Source organism: Amycolatopsis sp. 2-15 (assembly GCF_030285625.1).
Classification (GTDB): domain Bacteria; phylum Actinomycetota; class Actinomycetes; order Mycobacteriales; family Pseudonocardiaceae; genus Amycolatopsis; species Amycolatopsis carbonis.
In genome coordinates this window covers 9,479,372-9,501,425 of sequence record NZ_CP127294.1, presented here as the reverse complement: position 1 = coordinate 9,501,425, position 22,054 = coordinate 9,479,372, and the positions used below count along the sequence as shown (strand labels likewise).

Below are 22,054 nucleotides of genomic sequence, written 5' to 3'. Positions count from 1 at the left end.
CTGTGGCGCACGCCCGCGCCGCAGAATCGCCCCGCTGACCTGTGGCATCCTTAGTCGTGCGTTGAATCAGGCCGACGGAACAGACCATCGAGCACACGCACCTGCAAGCGCTGCTTCGGGAGCACGACGACGGGCTTCCCGCTGTGCACTGACGCTCGCGACAGCGGTAACCGGCGTGCCTGGCGTCCCGCCAACCAGGACCGGGCGGACGTGGTAGTTGTCCCGGCCTGGATGGCGGTACCGCGTTGGTCAATCAGGGATGCAGGTAATGCTTGCAGCCGGGCGAGTCGGGCGTGATTGGAACCCCGTTGCCGTATGCGAGGCAGACCCAGGTGTAAGCCGCGCCGCCGGGGACGTCGGCTGGCAGAACCAGGCTGAACGGCTTGATCGCGTCGCCGCACTGTTCGGGACTGGTTCCCTGTCCCAATGGCGGTTCACTGATGGCTTTGTCGGTCGTCCATGCGTAGACCGAGCGGCAGTCGCTACTGGCGAGGGATCGCAACGAACCCGATACGCCCGCGGACCGGCCATACCAGGTAATGGTGCCCTGAGCGTAGGTCGCACCGTACGACACGGTGAACGGGGTGGTGGGATAGGTCGCGGCGCTGGATTGAGGTGCAGCGAGCGCCAGCCCAGCGACAGCGGTAGCAGCGCACAGCACGGCCTTCGCCTTCATCGACATGCGAGTTCCTCCCCAAGAACCGGCCCGCCAGATCGCGAGCGCACAGGGGATCGTGCCAGGTCGATCATGGACAAGACCGGCATGCAGGCGGGGTTCACCCGACCAGCCCACATCGGGAGATTGGAACCGTTTCGTACTTCCCAGCTTGCTTCGTCCGCTTTACGAACTGGTTGTAGCGCAGGACGTACCGCTCGTGGCACTCGACGCCACTCAGCTCCTCCGGCGCGTTTCGATCCGCTCGATCCAGGCGTCGAGAGGGCTGTAGCGATACTCAGTGAAGAGGGTGCGGCCGCGGACACGCACCAAGGCCACGAGGCCGCCGGTACATCGACGAGTCCGTCGCGAGCTCGGCTACAAAATACTGCTTTTGTAGCCGATATGATCGCGTCGTGCCCACCGCACGGGTACAAACGACTCGATGGAATAACCATCGGGGCGAGCCCGTAACGCGCTGCGGAGCTCGGCGACCCACGTGCATGGGAAACGTGAACTGGACGGAACCTGAGACGCTATCCGCGTTCCTTGAGTATCGCGAGCCACAGGACGGCGCGCATTGGGTGTCGTGCCTGATCGCCTTGCTGCGTGATGCGCGCGTCGTCACTGGGCGGGATGTGACGACTGGCGAGGTGGAGGTGGACAAGCAAGACCTGGCGGGGCGTTGGCTCGGCGCTGTGGGGTACATGACGTTTTTCGATCAGATCGGCAGCGCGTACCGGCCGGGGAATGTACCAGAACTCGTCTTTGGGCCCACCTTTATCAAGGCGTTGAGGTACTTTGCTCCCGAGATCGGTGAGGCTGAGCGGGAAGCGCTGTATGCGTTGCGGTGCTCGTTTGTCCACGACTATTCACTAGTGAACGTCCCCTCGCAGGGGAGTCAAGCGGTACGTGAGCTGCGTACGCATCATTTCATGCATACTGCGCCCGATGAAACCGGGACTATTGTGAGGCTTCCCCGGCAACGCTGGGATGGAATCGGGGGTAACTGCAGGATAAACAATGCGACCTGGGTGAACTTGTGGGCTCTCGGAGACTTGGCGGAGACAGTATTTCGTCGACTTGCGAAGTTACACGAAACTGGCGATCTGGAAATCGCGTTGCCCGGCGGTTTGTCTGAGCTGCAACGACGCTATTCGATGACTGTGCGCCCGATTCGATTCGTCGATCCCTGACCTCTTGAGAGGTAGACGATGCTTTTATGAGGGGTGTCCCGCCGATGGTACTTGTGTGCGGTGGGCGCTGTTCGCTACCTCTGCGCTTTCTTGATGTCCGTATGGAAAGTTTCACGGCACGGCTACGAGCGGGAGGATGGCAAGGGCGAGCTGCCTGAGCTGCGATCGGCGAAGGGCTTCATCTGTGCCTGGATCGGTGCGGCCTCGTCCGGCGCGATATCGATGTCGATGTGGCTGGCGCCGCGTTCCAGCGCCGCACGAACCTCAGGCAGATTTGTGATTGCGGGCCGCATACGAAGATAGAGAGGGGAGACGGGTATCTCTCGCCCAGTAACCGTGAACGTCATGCCCTCAAGCGGGAAGATCGCGTCGGTGTCGCCGGCCTCGACGAGTTCTATGAGGCGGCGCGTCTCGTCTGCTGAGCAGGACTGGTGGGCGAGTCCCAAACGCACGGGAAGCTCGACAGTCTTGCCTCGTAACAGCTCGGCTGCGAGGTGGAGCTCCACTAGATCTCGACCGGGCCATTCCTCCGGCACCCTCACCGGAAGCCCGAGCGCATCGCGAACGTCGAGGAGGTCTTGGAGTGCGTCAGCGAGTCGATCGAAAAACGCGCCATTGCCACTCGGTGAGCGATCAGTGAGAGGAATCGGTTCGGGCGCCTCGTCGATCAACAACTGGAGGCTGGCCGCGTCCGCGAGCACGCCGAGAGCGCGCGCCGTGCGCAGCAAAGCGTCCGGATCGACGTGGAGAAAGCCGCCTGGCGCGCCGCCGTGGCCGTAGGAGAAGTGCACTCCGAGCTCTGACCGGTCGTCAGGGTCGGAAGGATGATCGATGCGGACCTGTAGGTGGAGAAGTCCGGTGCTGTCGGTGCCGTGCACAACGACGCCACGCCGGCCGGCCGTGGCGTGTATCAGGGTCAGCTGTAACGGTGGTCTGAGGGGATTCGGCTGGCCGACGGCGCGCAACACGGCGGAGCGGGGGTAGTGCGCGGTCTCCAGCCGGGCGGGCAGGGTGAATCCGATTTCGCCTGCGGACACCCCGAGCGCTGTCAAAGATTCACTGTCGATGGAGTGGATAAGTTCAGGGCTGACGACTACGCCGGCGCCGTAGTCGACGGCCTCGGTAAGTCTGGCGACGAGGTCCGCTTCCTTGCCACCCGAGGGCACGGCGAGCGTCACGCTGATCGGTTCAGGTCGGGCTCCCGGTTTCGGAGAGAGTTGCACGCCAACCTGGCCATCGATGGCGGTGAAGTTCAGCTGCCAGAACGGCGAGGCTCCACCGGCGCGTGCTTGCAACGCGGTGACCCGCTGGGCCAGGTCAGGAACTCCGCCGGTCAGCGCGGCTTGTTCCGCATTGAGTTCGCGCAGCACGCCCACCACCGCGTCGCTGGGGCTCAAGCACACGAACTTGACGATGTCGTCGTGCATCGCGAGTCGTTCGTCTAGCCACGCACGGTCGCGGAACGTTAGCGGAAAGTCATAGTTCTCCTGCAGGCGGTCGAACCATGCCAGGCTCGCAGGAGTGAGACTGACCGGCGCGATCACTGTCCATGCTGAGGGACCCTGCTCCGCTGCCCGCTCCAGCGAACGTTCGATCTGCCGCTGCTGAACCTTGCCGAGGCGGGTAAACGATTTGAACTCGATGGCATGTCGCCGATCAAGCCACGCGTCAACGCCGCCGTCGCCGCCCGCACCGTTGATCGTCCGGACTCGATTGGGATAGAGGCGGTGCAGGAGCATGTCAAACAGCCGCTCTGCTTTCCTCGGCGACTCAGCCAGCTCGTTCCACGGCACCTCCACCGCTACATTTTGCACCTCGTCCCGTCGAACATCTCGCTCGGCGCGCTGGTAGGTGACAAGGCGGACGATGGAGCGACACGGCGGTTAGGTGTCAGCGAAACGACCCGGTACAACGCCACCAGCCCGACGAGTTGGCACGACCACCACCGGGACGTGCTCGGCGAGCTATTGAGGCGTTCGTCAGCCAGGTGGCCTGCGACCGCGCTTGCGACGCCCGCGTGTCCGTGGTTGTGTCGGCGTACGTGACATCTGCGGCGGCGAGCACGTTGGGCAATCGCCCTGTTGCGGGGTATTGACGACTCATGTTGGCTCGGTGGCCAGGACGTAATCCTTGATCAGTGGCAAGACGGCCGGACGTAAAGCATCGGCGACGTCAGTCGGCTCGCCGAGGTGTGCTTCGGTGACGACGCGGCCGGCCGAGGCGGCAAGATCGGCGAGTTGGATGGATGGGTGCCGGCGTGAATCTCCTGTCCAGAATTCTGCCACGCGAGTGCGTGGGGCGTGGCTGAGGATCTCTGGTAGGCGCCACATCGTTTGGAAGAGTTCCTGCGCAAACGCGGGCGTGAAGATCTTCTGCTCGTCGTGGAGGAAACGAACAGGTCCATAACGGGTGTACATGTGATTCATCGTCATCGGGAGCATCGTGATCAGCGGGTCGAGACCAGGGAAGATCGCTGATCTGCGGTGAGCTACTGACTCGACGAGGGCGTCGGCGTGCACGCGGGTCCCGAGGAGCGCGAGCAGAACATGCTCGACGTTGCGTCGATGGCTCCGCCATCGCGCTTCCTCCAGGAGAGCGAAAAAGGACTCGACGGTCTCCTTTTGCGTTCCTCCTCGCTGGGTGGCTCGCGCCAGGCTGACGAAGGCGGTCATCAGGGGGTCCCACATGGGGCCGAGAGCGCGCGGGCCGTCGGCGAAGAGCGTGACGGCCAACTCGCGTGCGGCGCCGTTCGCGTAGAGGTCGATGCCTTGTTCGTGGGCTTCTTCTTCGATGAGCAGGTCGATCATTTTCGTTGTAATCAGGAAGCGTTTGTGGGCGACGGTGATGACGACGCGGTCGGCAAGGGGGCCGCCAGCTGCGAATGCCGCGGCGAGCGCTTGCCGCCCGCGGCGGTGCCGGAACTGCGCGAATTTGGCTTCCGGGGCCTGGGTGACGCCGGCTTCTTGTCGCAGTTCGGCGAGGATCGGGGTCGCGGCTTCGTCGTCGATGCGGACGGCGGCGTGCGCGAAGGTGCCCTGCGGGTCGATCAGGTTTTCGCCCGACGAGCCTGACTCGTCGGCTGCAACCCAGACTGGGCCGTCGTTGTCGGCAGTGGTTCTGTCGGCCCACATCGGCCAGGCCGGATCTACGATCTTCACGGCTCTATCCTGCCCGGGGAGCGGCAGCATCCAGTGCACCGCACTGGACTCACCGGCACTGGGCCCATAAGCCCGACGTTGGTAGCAGTTTCGATTTGGCCTCCGATTCAGGAACAACGGATCTGGTAGGCGGCTCACACGACCACGGCCTTGTCACGGCTTGCAGGGTGGGCGGCGCGCGGTCGGGTCGGGAGACCGATTCTGTCGGGGGGTGCGTCTAGGGTCTCCTCCGCAAGGGCCGGAGCTGGTTACGGCTGAGGTTGAGGAAGCGGAGCGGAGGAGCGGGGTGCTGGTCGCGCATGATTCGGCCGGGTTGCGTGTTGAGGCGTCCCGGCACACCGCAGCAGGGCAGTACCAGTGTCCAACGTGCGGTGCATCTGTGGTCGTGAAACCCGGGCGCATTAAGGTCTCACACTTCGCGCACGTTGCCCGATCAGATTGCCCGTCAGCCCGCGAGAGCGTCGAGCATCTGCAGGCCAAGAAGGTGCTGGCGGCGAGCTTCCGAGCGCTGGGGTACGAGGTCGCGCTGGAGGCGCCGCACTCCGGGGACCGCAGGGTGGACATTGCGGTCACCGTGCCGTATCCACTACTGCCGCTGAGGTATGCCGTAGAGGTGCAGAACTCTCCGATCGACCCTCGCGAGATGTTTCGGCGCCTCCTGTCCGATCTCAAGGTCGGCTACTGGTTCACGGGCTGGGTATTCACAGGACGGCGGGCTGCCACACTGCTCGCGGCCGATGTAGGCGACCACGTTCGTTTGCCTGCGGACGTTCTCGCTGAAGAGGGTTTCCTGAAGTTCCCCAAGGAGCGCACGTCACGACGTCAACTCAGCGAGGTCATCGGCGACGACCCCAGCAATTGGATCAGTGAGCGGATTGGCGCAGGCAGCTACGGATGCGTCGGCCGCCTCCACGGCGTGAAAGTCCTGGACACCGACGGCAGCCTGTGGCATGTGCAGGTCGACAAGGTCTATCCCAGCCGCGGTGGGACAAGCAGATCTGGCGCCGCGCTCCAGTCAGTACGCCGAGTCAGCCGAAAGCAGAAGATCCCCTTTGACCTCTTCGGCCCGGCACCGACCAGAGGAGATGAGCAACGGCTGACCCTCGCCACCTACTTCGCGGAGACCCTCAACGACGTCCACACCGCAGTCGACTTCGACGAACTCTGTGCCAGCGCCGCACGGGCACTCACGATTTCGCGCACCACGGAGTTCGACAGGTGGGTGCGCCAGACACTGTCAAACATTGGAGTGATTTCCCGGGACTCGACCGTGTTCGAGGACAGCCTGCGGCTGACGTGCCAAGTATTCGCGAGGAGACACGGCACGCCCACCGATATGCCCCCATGCGGCTGGCCTCCTGCGCCGAGCCCTCAGCTGAACCGCTAAGCCAAGGCCGCACGATCTAGCCAACGACCGCGGGGCCGGCGTTTGCGGCGACGACAGCCGTTCGACTCGCCCTGGCGCTAGCGAAGGTATTGCGCCGCTGTTCGTGGCCGCCGCAGTCTTCGCGGATTGGTCCTACAACACAGCCAGAAGCAGGGCGATGACGATGACGATGACGATGACGATGACGAGGATTATGCCCGTGATGACGAGCGCCCCCGCGGCACGCGTTCGCGGTGTGTCCTGCTCAGAGCGGTAGCTGCACTCTGCCTGGCCCTGGGGCAGGCCCAGGGGTGGGATCGGTGTCCGAGTCTGTGATGGTGGCCGGTGGGGAACGAAGACGGCAGGTCGTGGCCTACTGGCGTCGGGTTGCAGACGTAACCAGGTGTCGAAGAGGTAGTCGACGTCCTCCATCGGGCGTTGGTCGTTCGCGCACAGAGTCGCGAGCAGGTTGCGGACCGATTCACGTTTGCTCGCTGGCGGCAGCGTACTTGCCTTGAGGATGTCGCCCAGCGCTGTTCGCCGCCAGGTATTGCGGCTGTCTCGACTAGCCATCTGCCGGGCCAATGCGACCACGGATATCGGATGAGGTGCCTCCAGCATCCGGCGTAGGGCGCCCATGAAATCGGCGGGTGTGGTGATGTCGGCGATGTCCGGCGACGGGGCCCGCCATTCCGGAAGAGTGCGGGCGAGGTCGTCGTGAGCACGCGCGAACCACCGGGTGGCGTCCGGGGTGGCGTCGAGTGCGGTAAGCACCGTTTCATATCGGCTCCACGGAGCCAGGCGCGACTCCGGGTCGATCACGACCTTCATCGTGTCGACGTCGATCCCTGTTTCCGCAGCCATCATCGCCGCCATCGCACCGTCGCTGAGGTGACCTAGAGCACGTCTGACAAAGCCTTGGTCCAGGTGATCACGGCGTGGAGGAGTACGGCGGAGCGGTAGACGATGGCCAGCTTGTCGAAGCGGGTGGCCAAGCCACGCCATTGTTTGAGCAGGTTGAAGCCGCGCTCGACGACGTTGCGGCCGCGGTAGTCGAGGACATCGAACGCTGGTGGGCGGCCGCCGCGTGAACCCCGGCGTGTGCGGTGCCCGACCTGATCGGCAGGTTCGGGGATGACGGCGGTGATGCCGCGGGTGCGCAAGTGCCCGCGGATCGCTCGCGAGGAGTAGGCCTTGTCGCCCCGGACCCGGTCGGGACGAGTACGTGCCCGACCACGCCCAGCCCGACGGATCCGCAGGTGCCGCATCAGGTGCGGAAACATCGGTGCGTCGCCGGCCTGACCGGGACCGACCAACGTCACCAGTGGTCGGCCGTTCCCGTCGACGAGGTGGTGGACCTTCGTGCTCCAGCCGCCGCGCGAGCGGCCGATCGCATGATCAGGCGGCTCGGCGAGCAGATCCGTGTAGTTCGACCCAGCCCCCTGTGACACGCCTGATGTTGGTGGCGTGCTGATGCGCCCGCGCGATCGTGGAATCCACCGACACCGCCCAATCCACCATCCCGGCCGCATCCGCAGCGGTCAGCAGCCGCTGCAACACGGTGTCCCACGTGCCGTCACCGGCCATGCGACGGTGCCAGGTCCAGATCGTCTGCCACGGACCGAACACCGCCGGCACATCCCGCCACGCGATCCCGCACCGATACCGGTAGATGATCCCTTCCACCATCGCCCGCGCGTCCGAAAACGGACGACCCCGCTTACCGGTACGCACCGGCAACAGATCCTCGATCAACACCCACTGCTCATCCGACAGCAACTCAAACCGCGACACGACCGACAGCATCCCAGCCGCCACACACGACGTTTGTCAGACACGCCCTAGCTCTGGGAACCGTGCGTGGTGCAGAGCGACGAGCCGTTCATGGACCTCAGCGGCCACGCGCTGCGCCTCTGCGGGTGTCATCGCTGAACTCCGGCAAACGAAGTCAGCGCGGCTTCGAGCGCACGGCGGATAGCCGGGTTCGTCGCGAGCGGGTGTCGCCTCGACGCCACTGCCGCGATGGCGGCGGCAGCGCCGAGCGTCGCCGACAACGGCTGTCCCAAGGCGACGAGCGCAACCACAAAGGCTGCCACCGCGAGGAACCACACCAACCCGGGGTAAGCAGCGGCAGTGCCGCAGGTAAGCCGCGGGCGGAGACGAATCTGAGGCAGCAGGACGGGCAACACGACTCCTTGCAACGAAGGGGGGAGATGGCGCAGACCGCCCGATTCCAATTCGAAACCGCAGGGATGGCGCGCCGGGATGTCCCATCATCTTGGCCACCGCGAACAGCTCGACGGAAATGGAAACCAACTCTCAATGCTGTGACTTGCGCCACAAATGCCGGGGTGAGCAGAGGTGACCAACGGCTGACCGTGGAGGTGGCGCTGCCTGCGGTTGGCCGGGTGCCGTTCGCGGTGGCCGGAGTGCCGTTTCCGCTGTTCAAATCGGGGTACGGCCGGCTCCGGCGCCCACTCAAGCCCGATGATCAAGGGTACGGGCCGTCGGCGCGGTGCGCCCGACTGCAGGGCTCTGACCAGCAGTGTTTCGGGTTCGGTTGCGATGGACAAATCTACGTCCAAACCGGTGGATTCGGGGCATCGCGCGCGCGGAAACGCCTGTTCAGGAGTTGTTTTTCGGATCTCGCTACCGTTCTTGCTGGTCTCGCGGCGTACGCGCGCTGAGGCTGCCCGCGATTCCTTGCTGTGTCAACATGATTGGGCAACGGTCGAGTCGTTTCTGCTGGTCGGAAGGTTGCGGGCACATGTTCGGCTCGGGATTCGTTGCTGTACCAACGTGTATCGTCGGCGGGCGGGCCGTTTCTGCTGGTCGGGCGAGGTGCGGGCACTCGCGCGGTTCGGGGTTCGGTGGCTTACCTGCATGGTTCGGCAACGGACGGGCGGGTGGCAGCGGAAAGGTGCTGCTCAGAGGGTGTGAGTGAGGCGGTGAAACGCTACTTGGCTACGGCTGGTCTCAAGATCAAAGTGGGCAGTGGGTCGCCGCCGTGCAGCCGGGACCAGCTGTTTTGGCTGCGCTGAGCGGTTGCGGTGAGCGTGTGCTGTCGCCCGGGAGGGAATCATGAGCCCGCCTGGTGTCCTGGCTGGCGTCGGTTGGACGGAATCCCGCCACGCAGTTGTCGCAAACCCGCTGATCAGAGCGCCCCACGCAACGAAACTTGTCGACGTGACGGCCATAAAGTCGGCTGGTATCGAGAACATGCGGGTGGACTTCACCGCGGCTTGTAGCAGGCTGCGGGCGAAAACGATGGCGCGCTTTCGTCGGCCTGGCAGTTCAACTCTCAAGCAGGCTCAGGGGGCCAGCTGCAGTTCCTCAACCGCGGAGCCGGGTCGACTCAGGGCGTCCCGTGTTTTGTGCTTGATCAGAGCGGTGCGGTTTCAACACGACCGAGGCTGGACTCGTTATCGGCGTCAGTGCCTGGAGCGAGCGTGACCAGGAGGGAGGCGTCCTCGCCCGGAGTAAGTGCGCCTTTTCCGTCTCTGCCTGTGGGAGTCCACGTCGCCGCTTTACCGGTCTGGCGGATGTACCCAACGTGCCAGTCGTGGTTGTCGATCGTGACACTGAGCTTCCAGATGACGCGGAACCAGCACGGCGACGGACAACGTCGCGGGATTGACCCACACTGACGCGGTGAAGCTGTGTGAGGTGTCCACAACGGACTGTGCAGTGGCCGCGTAGCCCGTCGAGCCGTTGAACTTGACCGCCGGCGTGGGCGTCGAGGTCCAGGTATAGCCTCCGGCAAGAGTCGCGGCGTGGGCACCTGAGGTGGCGTCCGCGGCGGTGCCGCCGCTGCCGTCGAGCATCCGCCAGCGGCCTGCCGGCTGAACGACCCCGCCTTGCCTGACGACCTGGTTCAGCTCCTGGCTGCCCAGCGCCGCCTGGTACAGCTGGACGTCGCTGATCGAGCCGTGCACATAGTTGTTCGCCGCCGAGTTGTAGAAGCCATGGCCGATGACGAGCGGCCCGGTGGCGTTCCAGGGAGTGCTGTCGACGGCGGTGCCGGCGGCGACTCCGTTGATGTAGATCGTCATGGTGCCGGTGGCGGCGTCGAACGTACCGGCCAGGTGGGTCCACGTGTTCAGCACGGGTGCGACGGAGGCCCGCGCCCGGATCCCGGTCGCGGGGGAATCGGTGGCGAACCGGGCGAACGCCCACTGGTTCACGTCAGACTCGTACTCGAGGTAGAACCCGCCGACGGCGGAGCCTTCCTGGGTGAGGAAGGTTTGGTAGCCGCTGTTGTTGGTCAGGTCGACCCAGGCGGCCATCGTGAAGCTGCCGTCGCTCTTGACCACCGGGCCGGTGGTGACGGCGCCGCCGGTCGATCCGTCGAAACTGAGTACGTTGCCGCGGCTGGGGTCGGTGGTCCACGATGCGCCGCCGGACAGGGTCATCGCGTCGCTGCCGGCCGAGTTCTTGGCCGTGGTGCCGGTGCCGTCGGCCAGTGTCCAGTGTCCGGCGGGTGTGATCGCCCCGCCTCCGGTGAACGGCACGACGTCCGCTGCGGGCGGGTTGGTGGTCGGGGGTGCCTGGTCGAGCCCTCGGACGAGTTTCGACACCGTGCCGCCGGTGGACGCCTCGGTGAACTGACCCGGCGAGTTCGCCGGCTTGCCGACGGTGAGGTCATCGGGGAAGGCGCCGTCGGCCGAGCTGATCGAGGGCTCGGAGGGCGCGGTGGGTTCGGCGATGAAGTGGCAGATGGGCGACCAGGCGCTCGTGTCCTGGCCGTCGGTGGATTGCGCCTGCCAGTCGACTACTTGGCCGTTGGTGAGGGAGGACGTGAACGACGAGGGCAGGGAGTAGTTCGCCGTGGTGCCGGAGGCGATGTTGTCCGCGCTGGTGCCGGTGTGGGTCGTGGTCGTGCCGTCGATCCAGTACTTGAAGGTCGCCTGCAGGTGGTCGGCGTCGGGGTCAGTGACGGTCGCCTTCAGCACGGGGGTGTTGGTGGCGATGGTCTTGCCCAGGTACGGGTAGGGCGCGGCGGTGGCGCAGCCGAGGTTGTCCGAGCCGGCCGCGGCGGTGAGCGGGCCGGGTGTGTTGGGGATGAGGTTGTAGAAGATCTGCAGTGACGGGTTGTCGGAGAACCGGCTGAACTCGAGGCTGCCCCGCGTCTCGTTTCCCGTGAGAGACACGGTGAACTGGCTGGAGTGGTTGGCCGCTGCGGTGGCGATCTGGCTGCTGACGTTGAAGCCGAAGGGGACGGCGGAGTTGTTCACGCAGTTGTTGCCGGCGGCGGGCCGGAGGGTTGCGGAGCCGATGACCGGTCCGGGGCTGGGCTGGTTGTTCCAGCTGGTGCCCGAACCGATGCCGCCGGTCAAGTGCAAGTAGTCGGTCGAGCTCACGCCGCAGGCCGCCGAGTACAGTTTGGACACGTTGACCGTCGCGGCCGGCTGGCCGCTCGTGTTGCCGATGTGCGCGCCCCAGATGACCGAGGGCAGTTGCCACTGGTAGTACGTGCGCTGGATCCCGATGCAGGAGTCCCAGTTGTTGTAGCCCACGCCGAGCAGCCCGTTGTCACCGTCGGGCCCGGTCCGGTTGTAGAAGGACGTGTTGGGACACGGCTGGCCCTGCTTGACCTCATCGAACGCGGGGGTTCCGCCACTGGCGGGGTGCCAGTTGAAGCTCGGGTCGATGTAGACCGGGAACACGGTCGACGGTGCGGTGAGCAGGTGTGCGTCGGGCACCAGGGACAACGTCGAGGGCGTGACCTTAGTCGCCACGACGGCCTGGCGTGCAGTGAGCCCGGGGTGGGTGGTGTCCGACGGATCCGCCGCGACCTTTCCGCCACCCGTGGCGGCGGTGACCGCCGTGTTGGAGTCCCACATGAACGGCGTTGGCGCGTCGAGCACCGGCGCGTCGGCCTTGCCCGAGACCGTGAGTCCGCCGAGGTTGCCCGCGTGGACCGAACCGCCGGAGGCGGTGATCGGGAGAGCGAGGGTGGCAAGGGCGGGGTTCTTCGCTGCGGCGGCGTTCTTCACCACGAGGACTTCGGAGAAGCCGCCCGTGCGCCCGGCGGACACTGCAAGGTCGACTCCGGGCAGCACGTCGTGGTAGGTCGCGGTGGAGCCGGAGACCTGCGGAGCAGGCAGCGGACCAGGCCAGGACATGGTGTAGCGAACGGATTTCGCCGTAGTGGTCGCCAGCGGCCCGTGCCCGCCGCCGGACAGGGTGACGCTGCCGTAGGCGGTGACGGCGGGGGAGTAGGTGCCGTCGTGGTTGCGGTGCAGCGTGGTGTCGATCGACTTCCACGCGCCACCCTGCAGGGTGCGAACGGGCTGCGCGTTGGTGGTGAGCGCGAACCCGCCTGCGGCGTTGGCCTCGACCTGTGTCGTCTCGTCGGTCAGCCCGGCGACCACGACGGCTTTGCCGGTGGACTTGGCCTGTGCGCTGGCGGCGGACATCGCCTTCTGCTGGTCCGGGGTCGCGCCGTAGCCGTCCTCGAGAGTGGGGATGTTCCCGGGCTGTGGCGGCGTCGTGGGTGTCGGGCCCGGCCCGACTCCGGAGTCCTGCCCGGCCGCGGCGGCGACGGGCGCAGCGCTCAGACCCGGAGTCAGCAGAAGCGCCAGAAAAAGAAGAACGGCGACCGGCGCAGAAAGACGCTGCAATAATCGGCCGAACGGTCTACCGGAGATAGTCCGGCTGGTGAACGCACGTCGTTTTCCCACGAGAATCGTCCTCAATCGGCCAAGGGTTTTCCGTCAATTCCGCAGCGCAGCGGCAACGTTTCGGGAATTTACGTGATCATCGACGGCGCCGGTACCGGCGTCACTCGGATAGCTCAACTGCAGGGAATTGCCCGTTTAGACGCCTTGATCGTGTTCGTCCCGATACTTGTCTCGAAATGGCTCGGCTCACACTTCCGAAGTGTTCGGAGCTTGCGCTATAAGCTCCAACGTTCGTCGCCTATCACGTTTTCGGAATGCAGAGAAAATTCTTCCGATGAACTCAATTCAACTGCTACTGTCGCCCTCGTTTGCGTGATCATCGGATAGTGCAAGGGCGGTATCACGGTGTCCGGAATCTGGGGAAATCGACGTTTTGTGGCGGGTAGTCGGGCGGTCGGCGGCCGGCCGGGGTGGCGCGCGTCAGCCCATCGAGGTGTCGCGTGGGCGCTGGGCGTCGTGCTGCTCGCCGGGCTGAGCACTGCTGTCTCGTCCCCTGCCGATGCGGCAACGGGGCGCAGCGCGCCTCACGTCCAGCAGACGAAATCCGTCCCGGTGAACCCGGTGCAGGGGAAGTACCGGAAGCCGCCTGCCATGCCGACGTCGCACTCGTCGCCGCCTTCATGGCCCTCCGGCGGGGCGGACGTCACCGTGACGGAGACGGAATCCGCGCCAACTCGTGCTGGAGCGTTGCCGGTGTGGCTCGCGCCGAGCGGGCACGCCCCGTCCGCCAAGGCCGGCACGGCGCAGAGCCCGGCCGGCATCCACGTCGACCTCGCCACCAAGGCGAAGGCCGCCGCAGCCGGGATCACCGGGCCGATGATGTCGTTGCGCCACAACACCAGTGGTGCCGGCTCCTCGAGCGTTCACCTGACGATGGGCTACGGCCAGTTCGAGGACGCGTTCGGCGGGGACTGGGCATCCAGGCTTCAGCTGGTCGCGTTGCCCGGCTGCGCCGCGACCACCCCGGATCAACCGAAGTGCCGCACCCAGACGCCGGTCCCGTTCACGCGCGATGCCAAGGCCGGGACCCTTTCCGGGGATGTCGTTGTGCCAGCGGCTCCGACGGCCAAGTCCGCAGACAGCGCTGCGTCGATGATGGTGCTCGCCGCGACGTCGGCACCGTCCGGCGGCGGTGGTGACTTCGCCGCGACGTCACTGCACTCGTCGGGTTCGTGGCAGGCCGGCGGCCCCAGCGACTCCTTCAACTGGTCTTACCCCGTCCCGGTGCCCAACGTGCCCGGCGGACTCACCCCGAACGTGACGCTGTCCTACGACTCGCAAGCAGTCGACGGGCTCACGCCGTCGACGAACAACCAACCGTCGTGGATCGGGGACGGCTGGGACTACTCGCCCGGCTACGTCGAGCGGAGCTACCAGTCCTGTCACGAGAACCCGGCCGGACCGACGCGTACCTGGGACAACTGCTGGTCGGCGAACAACACGTTGATCCTGTCGTTGAACGGCCAGACGGTGCCGTTGATCAAGGACGACGCGACCGGGACGTACCACGCGCGCTCCGATGCCAGTGAGCGGGTGCAGTACGTCACCGGCGCGGCGAACGGGGCGCAGAACGGTGAGCACTTCGTCGTCACCACCGCGGACGGGACCCAGTACTACTTCGGTCTCAACCAGCTGCCCGGCTGGAGCAGCGGGAATCCGACCACCAACTCGGTGCTGACTGAACCGGTCTTCGCCGCCGCGGCCGGACAGCCCTGTTACAACGCGACCTTCGCGAACTCCTGGTGTCAGCAGGCCTACCGTTGGAACCTCGACTACGTCGTGGACACCCACTCCGACGTCGTCTCGTACTTCTACAACACCGAGAACAACTACTACTCCCGCGACCTGGGCAGCACGGCGAACACCCCGTACAACCGCGGCGCCTACCTGTCGAAGATCCAGTACGGGCAGCGCGCGGGGCAGGTCTACTCGACGCAGCCGGCTGCGCAGGTGCTGTTCACGACCACCGGCCGGTGTAATCAGGCCAGCTGCGATCCGGCCACACTGTCGTCGGCCACCGCGTCCAACTGGCCCGACGTGCCCTATGACCTCAACTGCGCGAACAACGCCAGCTGTTCGGTGCAGTCACCGTCGTTCTGGTCGGAATATGCGCTGCAGTCGATCCAGACGCAGGTGCTCGTCGGCACCACCGAGACCAATGTGGACAACTGGGCGCTGACCCACACGTACCCGGCGACCGACGATTCCACTAGCCCCTCGCTGTGGCTCTCGTCGATCGCCCGTACCGGGCAGGACACCTCGGCCGGTGGTTCGACGGCGGCCATCACCTTGCCGCCGGTGGTCTTCTCCGGAACGCCGCTGTCCAACAGGGTTGATCTCAGCGACGGCTACTCGCCGATCACCCGGCAGCGGCTGACGACGATCACCACCGAGACCGGAGAAACCATCTCGGTCGGCTACTCCTCGCCCGGCTGCTCGTCCGGCACCCCTGCGGATCCCTCCCAGAACACCACGCTCTGCTATCCCGCCTACTGGTTGCCGCCGAACCAGACCGAGCCGGTTCTCGACTGGTTCAACAAGTTCATCGTCACCGGGGTCACCGAAGAAGATCCGACCGGTGGCTCGGCCCACGACACGATCGCCACGACGTACACACCCGTGGGAACACCCGCCTGGCACTACACGGAGGACCCCACCGGTCAACCCGACGAACGGACCTGGGACCAGTGGCGCGGCTTCCAGGGCATGATCGTCACCACCGGCACGGCGCCCGACCCCGTCACCAAGACGCAGTACACCTACTTCCGGGGCATGGACGGGGACACCCTGCCCAACGGAGGAACCAGACCGGCCGCGATCTCCGACTCGCGCGGGGATCCACCGGTGACCGACAGCGACCAGTTCGCGGGCGGCACATACGAAACGGTCGTCTACAACGGATCAGCGGTCGTCTCCGACACCATCAGCGATCCCTGGTCGTCGGCTGCCACTGCAACGCAGGCCGTCTCGGGCCTGAAGCCGTTGCAATCCTTCCTGCTCGACACTGCGGACACGAAGGTCTACACGCCACTGAGTTCGGGTGGCGATCGGGAAACCGAGACCGACTACACCCACGACAGTCATGGCCGGGTCACGGCGACCGACGACCACGGCGACGTCTCGACACCGGCCGATGACCTGTGCAGCACCACGAGTTTCGCCGACAACACGACCGCGTGGATCCTGGACAGGCCGGCCGAGCAGAAAACCGTATCGGCCGACTGCGGCACGACGCCCGTGTATCCCCAGGACGCCGTCTCCGACCAGCTGACCTTCTACGACGGCTCGACCACCTCGGGGGCTGCACCCACAGTCGGGGATCCCACCGAAACCGAAGGCGCGATCACCTACACGGGATCGGCGGCGACTTCGACGTATTCGGCGACCACTGCCTCCTTCGACGAGTACGGACGACCGCTGACCACGACGGACCCGGACAACCGCACCACCCAGACGACGTACACCCCCGCGACAGGGGCAGAACCGACGCAGGTGGTGGTTAAGGACCCGCTGACGTTCACCACAACGACCGTGAACGACCCCGTGCGAGATCTGCCGACCTCGTCCACGGATGCCGGCGGGTTCGTGACCAAAGAGCAGTTCGACGCGCTCGGCCGTCTCACCTCAGTGCTCAAGCCGGGAATCTCGGCGCCGTCGTTGAAGTACACCTACACCATCTCGAACAGTGCCCCGTCCGTTGTGGACACTTACACGCTGAACTTCAATGGCACCTATCGGCTTTCGGAGACTCTCTACGACGCGTTGCTGCGCTCGAGGGAGGTTCAGAACCAGACGCCGGACAACGGCCGGGATATCACCGACACGATTTACAACACCGACGGCTGGGTCTCCGAGACCACCAACCCCTACTTCAACTCCGACGCGGTCTCCCCGACCTACGTCCAGGCACCAGCGGGTGACGTCCCGTCGTCGACCGGCACCTCCTACGACAGCGCCGGCCGCAAGACCGCAGCGATCGCCTACGCCCTGGGCAACGAGACCTGGCGCACCAGCTACGTCTACGGCGGGAACTTCGTCACCACGATCCCACCGGCCGGGTCTCCGGCGACCACCACGCTGGCCGATGCCAGGGGAGACACGACCGACCTCTACCGCTACAACGCGGGCGCGCCGGCGAATCCGACCGATCCGCCGGGCGACTACTCCGCCACCCACTACACGTACTACCCGAACGGCAAGCAGCAGAGCGTCAAGGACGCGGCGGGCAACACCTGGTCGTACCAGTACGACCTGCTCGGCAACCAGACCTCGGCCCAGGATCCCGACACCGGCACGACAACGAGCACATACGACCACGCCGGTCAGCTCCTCACGACGACCGACGCGCGGGCCAAGCAGACTACCCACGCCTACGACGCCGACGGCCGCAAGACGTTCGACTACGACACCACGGGGAACGCTGCGCCCTCGAGCGGCAACGAGATCGCGGGGTGGACCTACGACAGTCTCAAGAAGGGTTACCCGACGTCGCAGACGTCGCACTCCGGCGGTGACGTCTACACCCAGACGATCCGGGCATACAACGCGCAAGCGCAGGCAGAAGCGGTCACCACCACGCTGACCGGCGAGGGCACCAGCCTCATCCCCGCGGCCGGCTACACCGTGTCGTTCGGCTACAGCCTCACCGGATACTTCACCGGCCACAGCGAGCCTGCGCTGGACGGGCTGCCGTCGGAGAGCGTCTCGGTCGGCTACGACGCCTTCGGCGAACCCACCTCACTCGCGAGCAACGTCACGACCTACGTGCAAGCGGTCGGGTACTCCGAGTTCGGCGAACCGCTGCAGTACACGATGCCGGCCACCGGCGGCCAGGTGTGGGCCACCAACACCTATGACCCGCAGACCCACGCGCTGACCGACATTCAGACCACCACGTCCAACAACAGCGTGGTCGTCGACGACACCAGCTACACCTACAGCGGACCCGGAGTGTCCAAGGGCGCAGGCCTCCTCGTCTCGTCCACCGACCGCCAGAACGGCGGCGCCACGGTCGACACCCAGTGCTACGGCTACGACTCCGCCGACCGCCTCTCCCAGGCCTGGACCGCCACCGACAACTGCGCCACCACCCCCGCGCCGGGCAACTCGGCGAACGTCGGCGGCCCCACGCCCTACTGGCAATCCTGGACCTACGACGCAGCCGGGGACCGGCTGACCCAGACCGAACACAACACCTCCGGCAACACCGCCGGGGACACCACGACCACCTTCAACTACCCGGCACAGGGCTCGGCGACCGACCAGCCGCACACCCTGACCGGTACGACCGCGACCGGACCGAACGCCACCGCCAGCACCGCCTCCTACACCTACGACACGGCCGGCAACACGACCTCGATCACCGGCGGCTCCACCGGCAACCAAACACTGACGTGGAACGACCAGAACAAGCCCAGCACCGACGTCACTGCATCAGGCACCACCTCCTACGTCTACGACGACAGCGGAAACCTGATCGTGCGCCGCGACCCCAGCCAGACCACGTTCTTCCTCGGGGACATGCAGCTGGTGCTCGATCCCGTGTCCGAAACCACGACGGCCACGCGCTACTACTCCCTCGGCGGGGCGACGGTCGCGGTGCGCAGCTCGTCGGGCGCCGTGCAGTACCTGGTGCCTGATCGGCAAGGCACCGACCAGCTCACGCTCAACTCCTCCACCCTCGCCACCACGCGCCGCCAGTACCTGCCCTTCGGCCAGGAACGAGGAACGGCACCGAGCACCTGGCCCGGCGACAAGGGCTACGTCGGCGGCACGCCCGACCCGACCACACAGCTGGAAAACCTGGGCGCCCGTGAGTACGACCCGGCGAGTGGCCGGTTCCTGTCCGCGGACCCGGTGTTCGAGCAGACCGACCCGAACGAGATGGGCGGGTACGACTACGCGGGCAACGACCCCGTCACCGGCAGCGACCCGAGCGGGTTGGCCGTCTGGAGCCCCGCACTTTATTTCGATCCGGAAGTGGCGCCTCCGCCTCCTTCGCCGCCGGCGCATACCGCATCCGGCCACGCGAGCTCAAACGCGAGGGGCGGCAGGTCTGGGGGCGGGGCGCCGCCGGCACGTGGGCCGGTCGCGGCTCCGGTCGATCACTCGTTCCACCTGCCGCACTGGCTGATCGTTGTCGGCACGGTCGCCGCGGTCGTCGGCGCGGTGGCCTGCGTCGTCGCCACCGATGGTCTCTGTTTGGGCGCGATCGCAGCCGGCGCGACCGAAGGCTCCTTGTTCGGAGGTGCGGGGGCTGCGGCCGGCGCCGCGGCCGCAGCGGTCACGGAGGGTGCTGGTGCGTTGGCCGCGGCCGGTGGTGCCACAGCCGGTGCCGGAGTCGCCGGCGAGATGCTCGGCGACGGGGCCGGTGAAGCAACCGGTGGCGAAGCAGGGGCAGAAGCGTCCGCCGGAGAGTCGGCCGGCGAAGCAGGCGCTGCGCCCACACCCGCGGACCCGCCGCCGCCTCCCGCTGCTGCGAAGAGCGCTCCGGCGGCGAGCGCACCTGCCGAGGAAGCCCCCGCTGCCAGCCCGGCCAAGGCCTCGTCTGGGTGTAACAGCTTCGCCGGCGCCACCAGCGTCCTGATGGCTGATGGCTCGAGTAAGGCGATCGACCAGGTCCACGTCGGCGACAAGGTCACCAACTCCGAGCCCGACAGTCACGACGCCGAACAGCATGTGGTGACGGCGGTGCACGTCACCACCACCGACAAGTCCTTCGATGACCTCACCTTCAGCACCCCGGACGGGTCGGCGACCATCACCACTACCGCGCAGCATCTGTTCTGGGATGTCACTCTCCACACTTGGCGTGAAGCTGACAACCTGCGTGTCGGCGACGAGGTCGACAGCCCGGACAACGGTCACATCACCGTCGTGGCCACCCGCCTCTACACCGCCGCGATCATCACCTACAACCTCACCGTCGACGAGCTCCACACCTACTATGTGCTGGCAGGGGGTACGCCGGTACTCGTCCACAATTGTGGACCTGAGGCTAGAGCGGCAGCACAATCGGCACCCGCGGACGCCACGATGAGCGCAGCAGCCCGGTTCAAGGGTACCGATATGGTTTCAACCGGTCACTCTGGCCATTTGTCCCGCCCGGCCTACTTCGAGCCCGAGATTGATTCCGCTCTCGCCGATGGTGGGCAGATCGCTGGCCGCGGAGCCGATAACTGTGCCGAGATCCGGGCCTGCAATGCTCTGATCGCCGAACATGGAGCCGATTTCGAGGATCAAGTCGGACGCTCGCTACGGTTGAGTGACATCGAACTTCTGACCGTTCGCAGTGCCACGGGCGCCCCAGAATCCGCTTGTCTATCCTGTCAGAGTGTTCTTGTTCGGCGTGGAGTGACGGACCTATCGAGGTGAGAAGGATGCGCGAATCGGAACTGGAGGAATTTCTTAGCTCGTTTGGCTGGGAGGCGGGCAGGGTGCGCCGTGAGGCGGATGCTATCGTGGTAGGTTTGGAGCGTGTCGGCTTCGTCTGTCACGAGCAGGCAAAGAACTTCCTGAGTGAATGCTTCGGCCTAAAGATCGACCACCCTCCAGCCCTCTTTATCGCGGGGGAGAGGATCTCAAGTTGGACGCATTTCGATCCGTCTGCCGTGTGTACCACCCGTGATGCGGACGTGGCTCGCCGATGCGCAGGGGTGGCTGGCACCGTTCTGTGCCCGATTGGAGTGGATAGCTTCCATGTGACCGTATACTCGGGAAGTGACGGAGCATTTTATGCCGGGTTCGATTCATCGGTCTATCAATATGGGGAAGATCGCAATGCGATGTTCTCGATGATGAAAGATGGAATTCGACCAATCCTGTTGGGTGAGTGGACGCTTGAGTGAGAAGGACTCGCAGACGCCTTGATGAAGTTGCTCGTCAGTTGGAAGGGTGCACTGCGTACCGTCTGCCGCGATGGGAGTCACTCAGCGGGTCGGGGCCTGCTAGGCAGCTCCGCCTGGCGCGAAGCCGACAACCTCCGCGTCGGAGACGAAGTCGACACCCCAGACAACGGCCACATCACCGTCCTGGCCACCCGCCGCTACACCGCCGCGATCATCACCTACAACCTCACCGTCGACGACGTCCACACCTACTACATCCTCGCCGGCAGGGTCGGCGTTCTTGTCCATAACTGCGGCGAAGACGGAGGAAAATACGGCCACCTGCAGCTTGCCGGAAGTGGCAATGAGATCAACCATATGCCACAAAATGCCTCCACATCGCGAATTTCCAAGTACAGTGGTCCAGCTGCACGAATGGCAAGAGCGGATCATCGTCAGTTGTGGTCCACTGGTTCCAGTCTTCAGTCGCGAGCATGGCTTAGTATGCAAAAGAGTTTGGTGGATTCCGGGCGAATAGACGAAGCTCTGATGAATGATGTAAAACGACCGAAAGAGGCGAGGTCTCCGGAAGTTGGTTCGTCGACCGAGAAGAACCCGAACACCACCGGCGACCTCGTGGGTACCGTAATGGTGGCGGGGCGGTTCGACCTAACCGGCGAGCAGTGGGCAGCGCTACTGCCTGCACCGTCGCGGCCGGGTCGAACGTCGTCGTGGAGCAAGCGGCAGTTGGTCGACGAGATCCGGTGGCGGGGTGCGCGCCGGTGCGCCGTGCCGTGACACCCCGGAAAGTTATGGGTCCTGGGCGGCGGCTTATGGGCTCTTCCGGCGCTGTCAACGCGCTGGTGCCGAGCAAGGCAGACCAGGACACGCGCCGCAAAGCGAAGGGGCCAAGGGCGGGCGGTCACCGGTCTTCGACCCCGATGTCCACAGGCAGCGCCACGTCGTGGAGTGCGGTATCAACTAGCTCAAACGTCACCGCGCCGTGGCCACCCGATATGACAAACTCGCGGTCCGCTACGAAGCCGCCGCTCACATCGCCGCGATCACGAACGGCTCTGACCGGCTTCGATATAAACCTCAGCGCCTTCTTGCCGAGACGCTCGTGAAATTCGGCGTGGGCCTAGGCGGTCTGCTACGCACGGTAACAAC

At 65.5% G+C, this 22,054-nt stretch carries 11 protein-coding genes and 1 pseudogene; 5 read left to right on the top strand and 7 right to left on the bottom strand.

Translation table 11 applies throughout. The features are described 5' to 3' along the window. Positions 1-253: 253 nt before the first annotated feature. Positions 254-682 carry a hypothetical protein gene (locus QRX50_RS46775; RefSeq protein WP_285969464.1) on the bottom strand — a complete coding sequence of 143 codons (429 nt, stop codon included), beginning with the start codon at positions 680-682 and terminating at the stop codon, positions 254-256. A 485-nt stretch (positions 683-1,167) separates the two neighbouring features. On the opposite strand from QRX50_RS46775, the gene QRX50_RS46770 reads away from it, so the two are divergent. Further along, positions 1,168-1,851 (top strand): hypothetical protein, encoded by a 684-nt coding sequence (locus QRX50_RS46770; protein WP_285969463.1) that lies wholly within the window; start codon positions 1,168-1,170, stop codon positions 1,849-1,851. Between the two features lie 122 nt (positions 1,852-1,973). On the opposite strand, the gene QRX50_RS46765 is transcribed toward QRX50_RS46770, so the two are convergent. Then, the gene (locus tag QRX50_RS46765; RefSeq protein ID WP_285969462.1) at positions 1,974-3,650 is read right to left on the bottom strand and encodes a hypothetical protein; all 1,677 of its coding nucleotides are present in this window, start codon (positions 3,648-3,650) and stop codon (positions 1,974-1,976) included. Positions 3,651-3,950: 300 nt separating this feature from the next. Continuing rightward, positions 3,951-5,009, bottom strand: coding sequence for a hypothetical protein (locus tag QRX50_RS46760; RefSeq protein WP_285969461.1), 1,059 nt, complete (start codon positions 5,007-5,009; stop codon positions 3,951-3,953). 379 nt (positions 5,010-5,388) lie between these two features. Between QRX50_RS46760 and QRX50_RS46755 the strand changes: the two genes are divergently transcribed. Then, a complete protein-coding gene (locus QRX50_RS46755; protein WP_285969460.1) occupies positions 5,389-6,396 on the top strand; it encodes a competence protein CoiA family protein in 1,008 nt (335 codons plus the stop codon). Between the two features lie 132 nt (positions 6,397-6,528). Here the strand turns inward: QRX50_RS46755 and QRX50_RS46750 are convergent, their stop codons facing one another. The 4 genes and pseudogenes from QRX50_RS46750 to QRX50_RS46735 all read right to left on the bottom strand — a co-directional run bounded on the left by QRX50_RS46750 (position 6,529) and on the right by QRX50_RS46735 (position 13,073). Next, entirely contained in the window at positions 6,529-7,251 is a 723-nt protein-coding gene (locus QRX50_RS46750) for a hypothetical protein (RefSeq protein WP_285969459.1), read from the bottom strand. Positions 7,252-7,271: 20 nt separating this feature from the next. Beyond that, a pseudogene (locus QRX50_RS46745) lies at positions 7,272-8,181 on the bottom strand (IS5 family transposase). A 116-nt stretch (positions 8,182-8,297) separates the two neighbouring features. Beyond that, positions 8,298-8,561, bottom strand: a complete 264-nt coding sequence (locus tag QRX50_RS46740; RefSeq protein WP_285969458.1) for a hypothetical protein — start codon at positions 8,559-8,561, stop codon at positions 8,298-8,300. 1,341 nt (positions 8,562-9,902) lie between these two features. Next, positions 9,903-13,073, bottom strand: a complete 3,171-nt coding sequence (locus tag QRX50_RS46735; RefSeq protein WP_285969457.1) for a LamG domain-containing protein — start codon at positions 13,071-13,073, stop codon at positions 9,903-9,905. 633 nt (positions 13,074-13,706) lie between these two features. Between QRX50_RS46735 and QRX50_RS46730 the strand changes: the two genes are divergently transcribed. Genes QRX50_RS46730 through QRX50_RS46720 form a run of 3 tightly spaced genes read left to right on the top strand, consistent with a single transcriptional unit; the run spans position 13,707 to position 21,682 of the window. Next, complete coding sequence (locus tag QRX50_RS46730) at positions 13,707-20,432, top strand: RHS repeat-associated core domain-containing protein (protein WP_285969456.1); 6,726 nt, start codon at positions 13,707-13,709, stop codon at positions 20,430-20,432. A gap of 5 nt (positions 20,433-20,437) precedes the next feature. Next, positions 20,438-20,905 carry an SUKH-3 domain-containing protein gene (locus tag QRX50_RS46725; protein WP_285969455.1) on the top strand — a complete coding sequence of 156 codons (468 nt, stop codon included), beginning with the start codon at positions 20,438-20,440 and terminating at the stop codon, positions 20,903-20,905. 21 nt (positions 20,906-20,926) lie between these two features. Further along, the gene (locus QRX50_RS46720; protein ID WP_285969454.1) at positions 20,927-21,682 is read left to right on the top strand and encodes a polymorphic toxin-type HINT domain-containing protein; all 756 of its coding nucleotides are present in this window, start codon (positions 20,927-20,929) and stop codon (positions 21,680-21,682) included. Positions 21,683-22,054 lie beyond the last annotated feature (372 nt).

Bases quoted from the DNA above. Each gene is read 5' to 3' on its own strand.
- QRX50_RS46775 (WP_285969464.1), bottom strand. From the start codon at position 682: ATGTCGATGAAGGCGAAGGCCGTGCTGTGCGCTGCTACCGCTGTCGCT.
- QRX50_RS46750 (WP_285969459.1), bottom strand. From the start codon at position 7,251: ATGGCGGCGATGATGGCTGCGGAAACAGGGATCGACGTCGACACGATG.
- QRX50_RS46725 (WP_285969455.1), top strand. From the start codon at position 20,438: ATGCGCGAATCGGAACTGGAGGAATTTCTTAGCTCGTTTGGCTGGGAG.
- QRX50_RS46720 (WP_285969454.1), top strand. From the start codon at position 20,927: ATGAAGTTGCTCGTCAGTTGGAAGGGTGCACTGCGTACCGTCTGCCGC.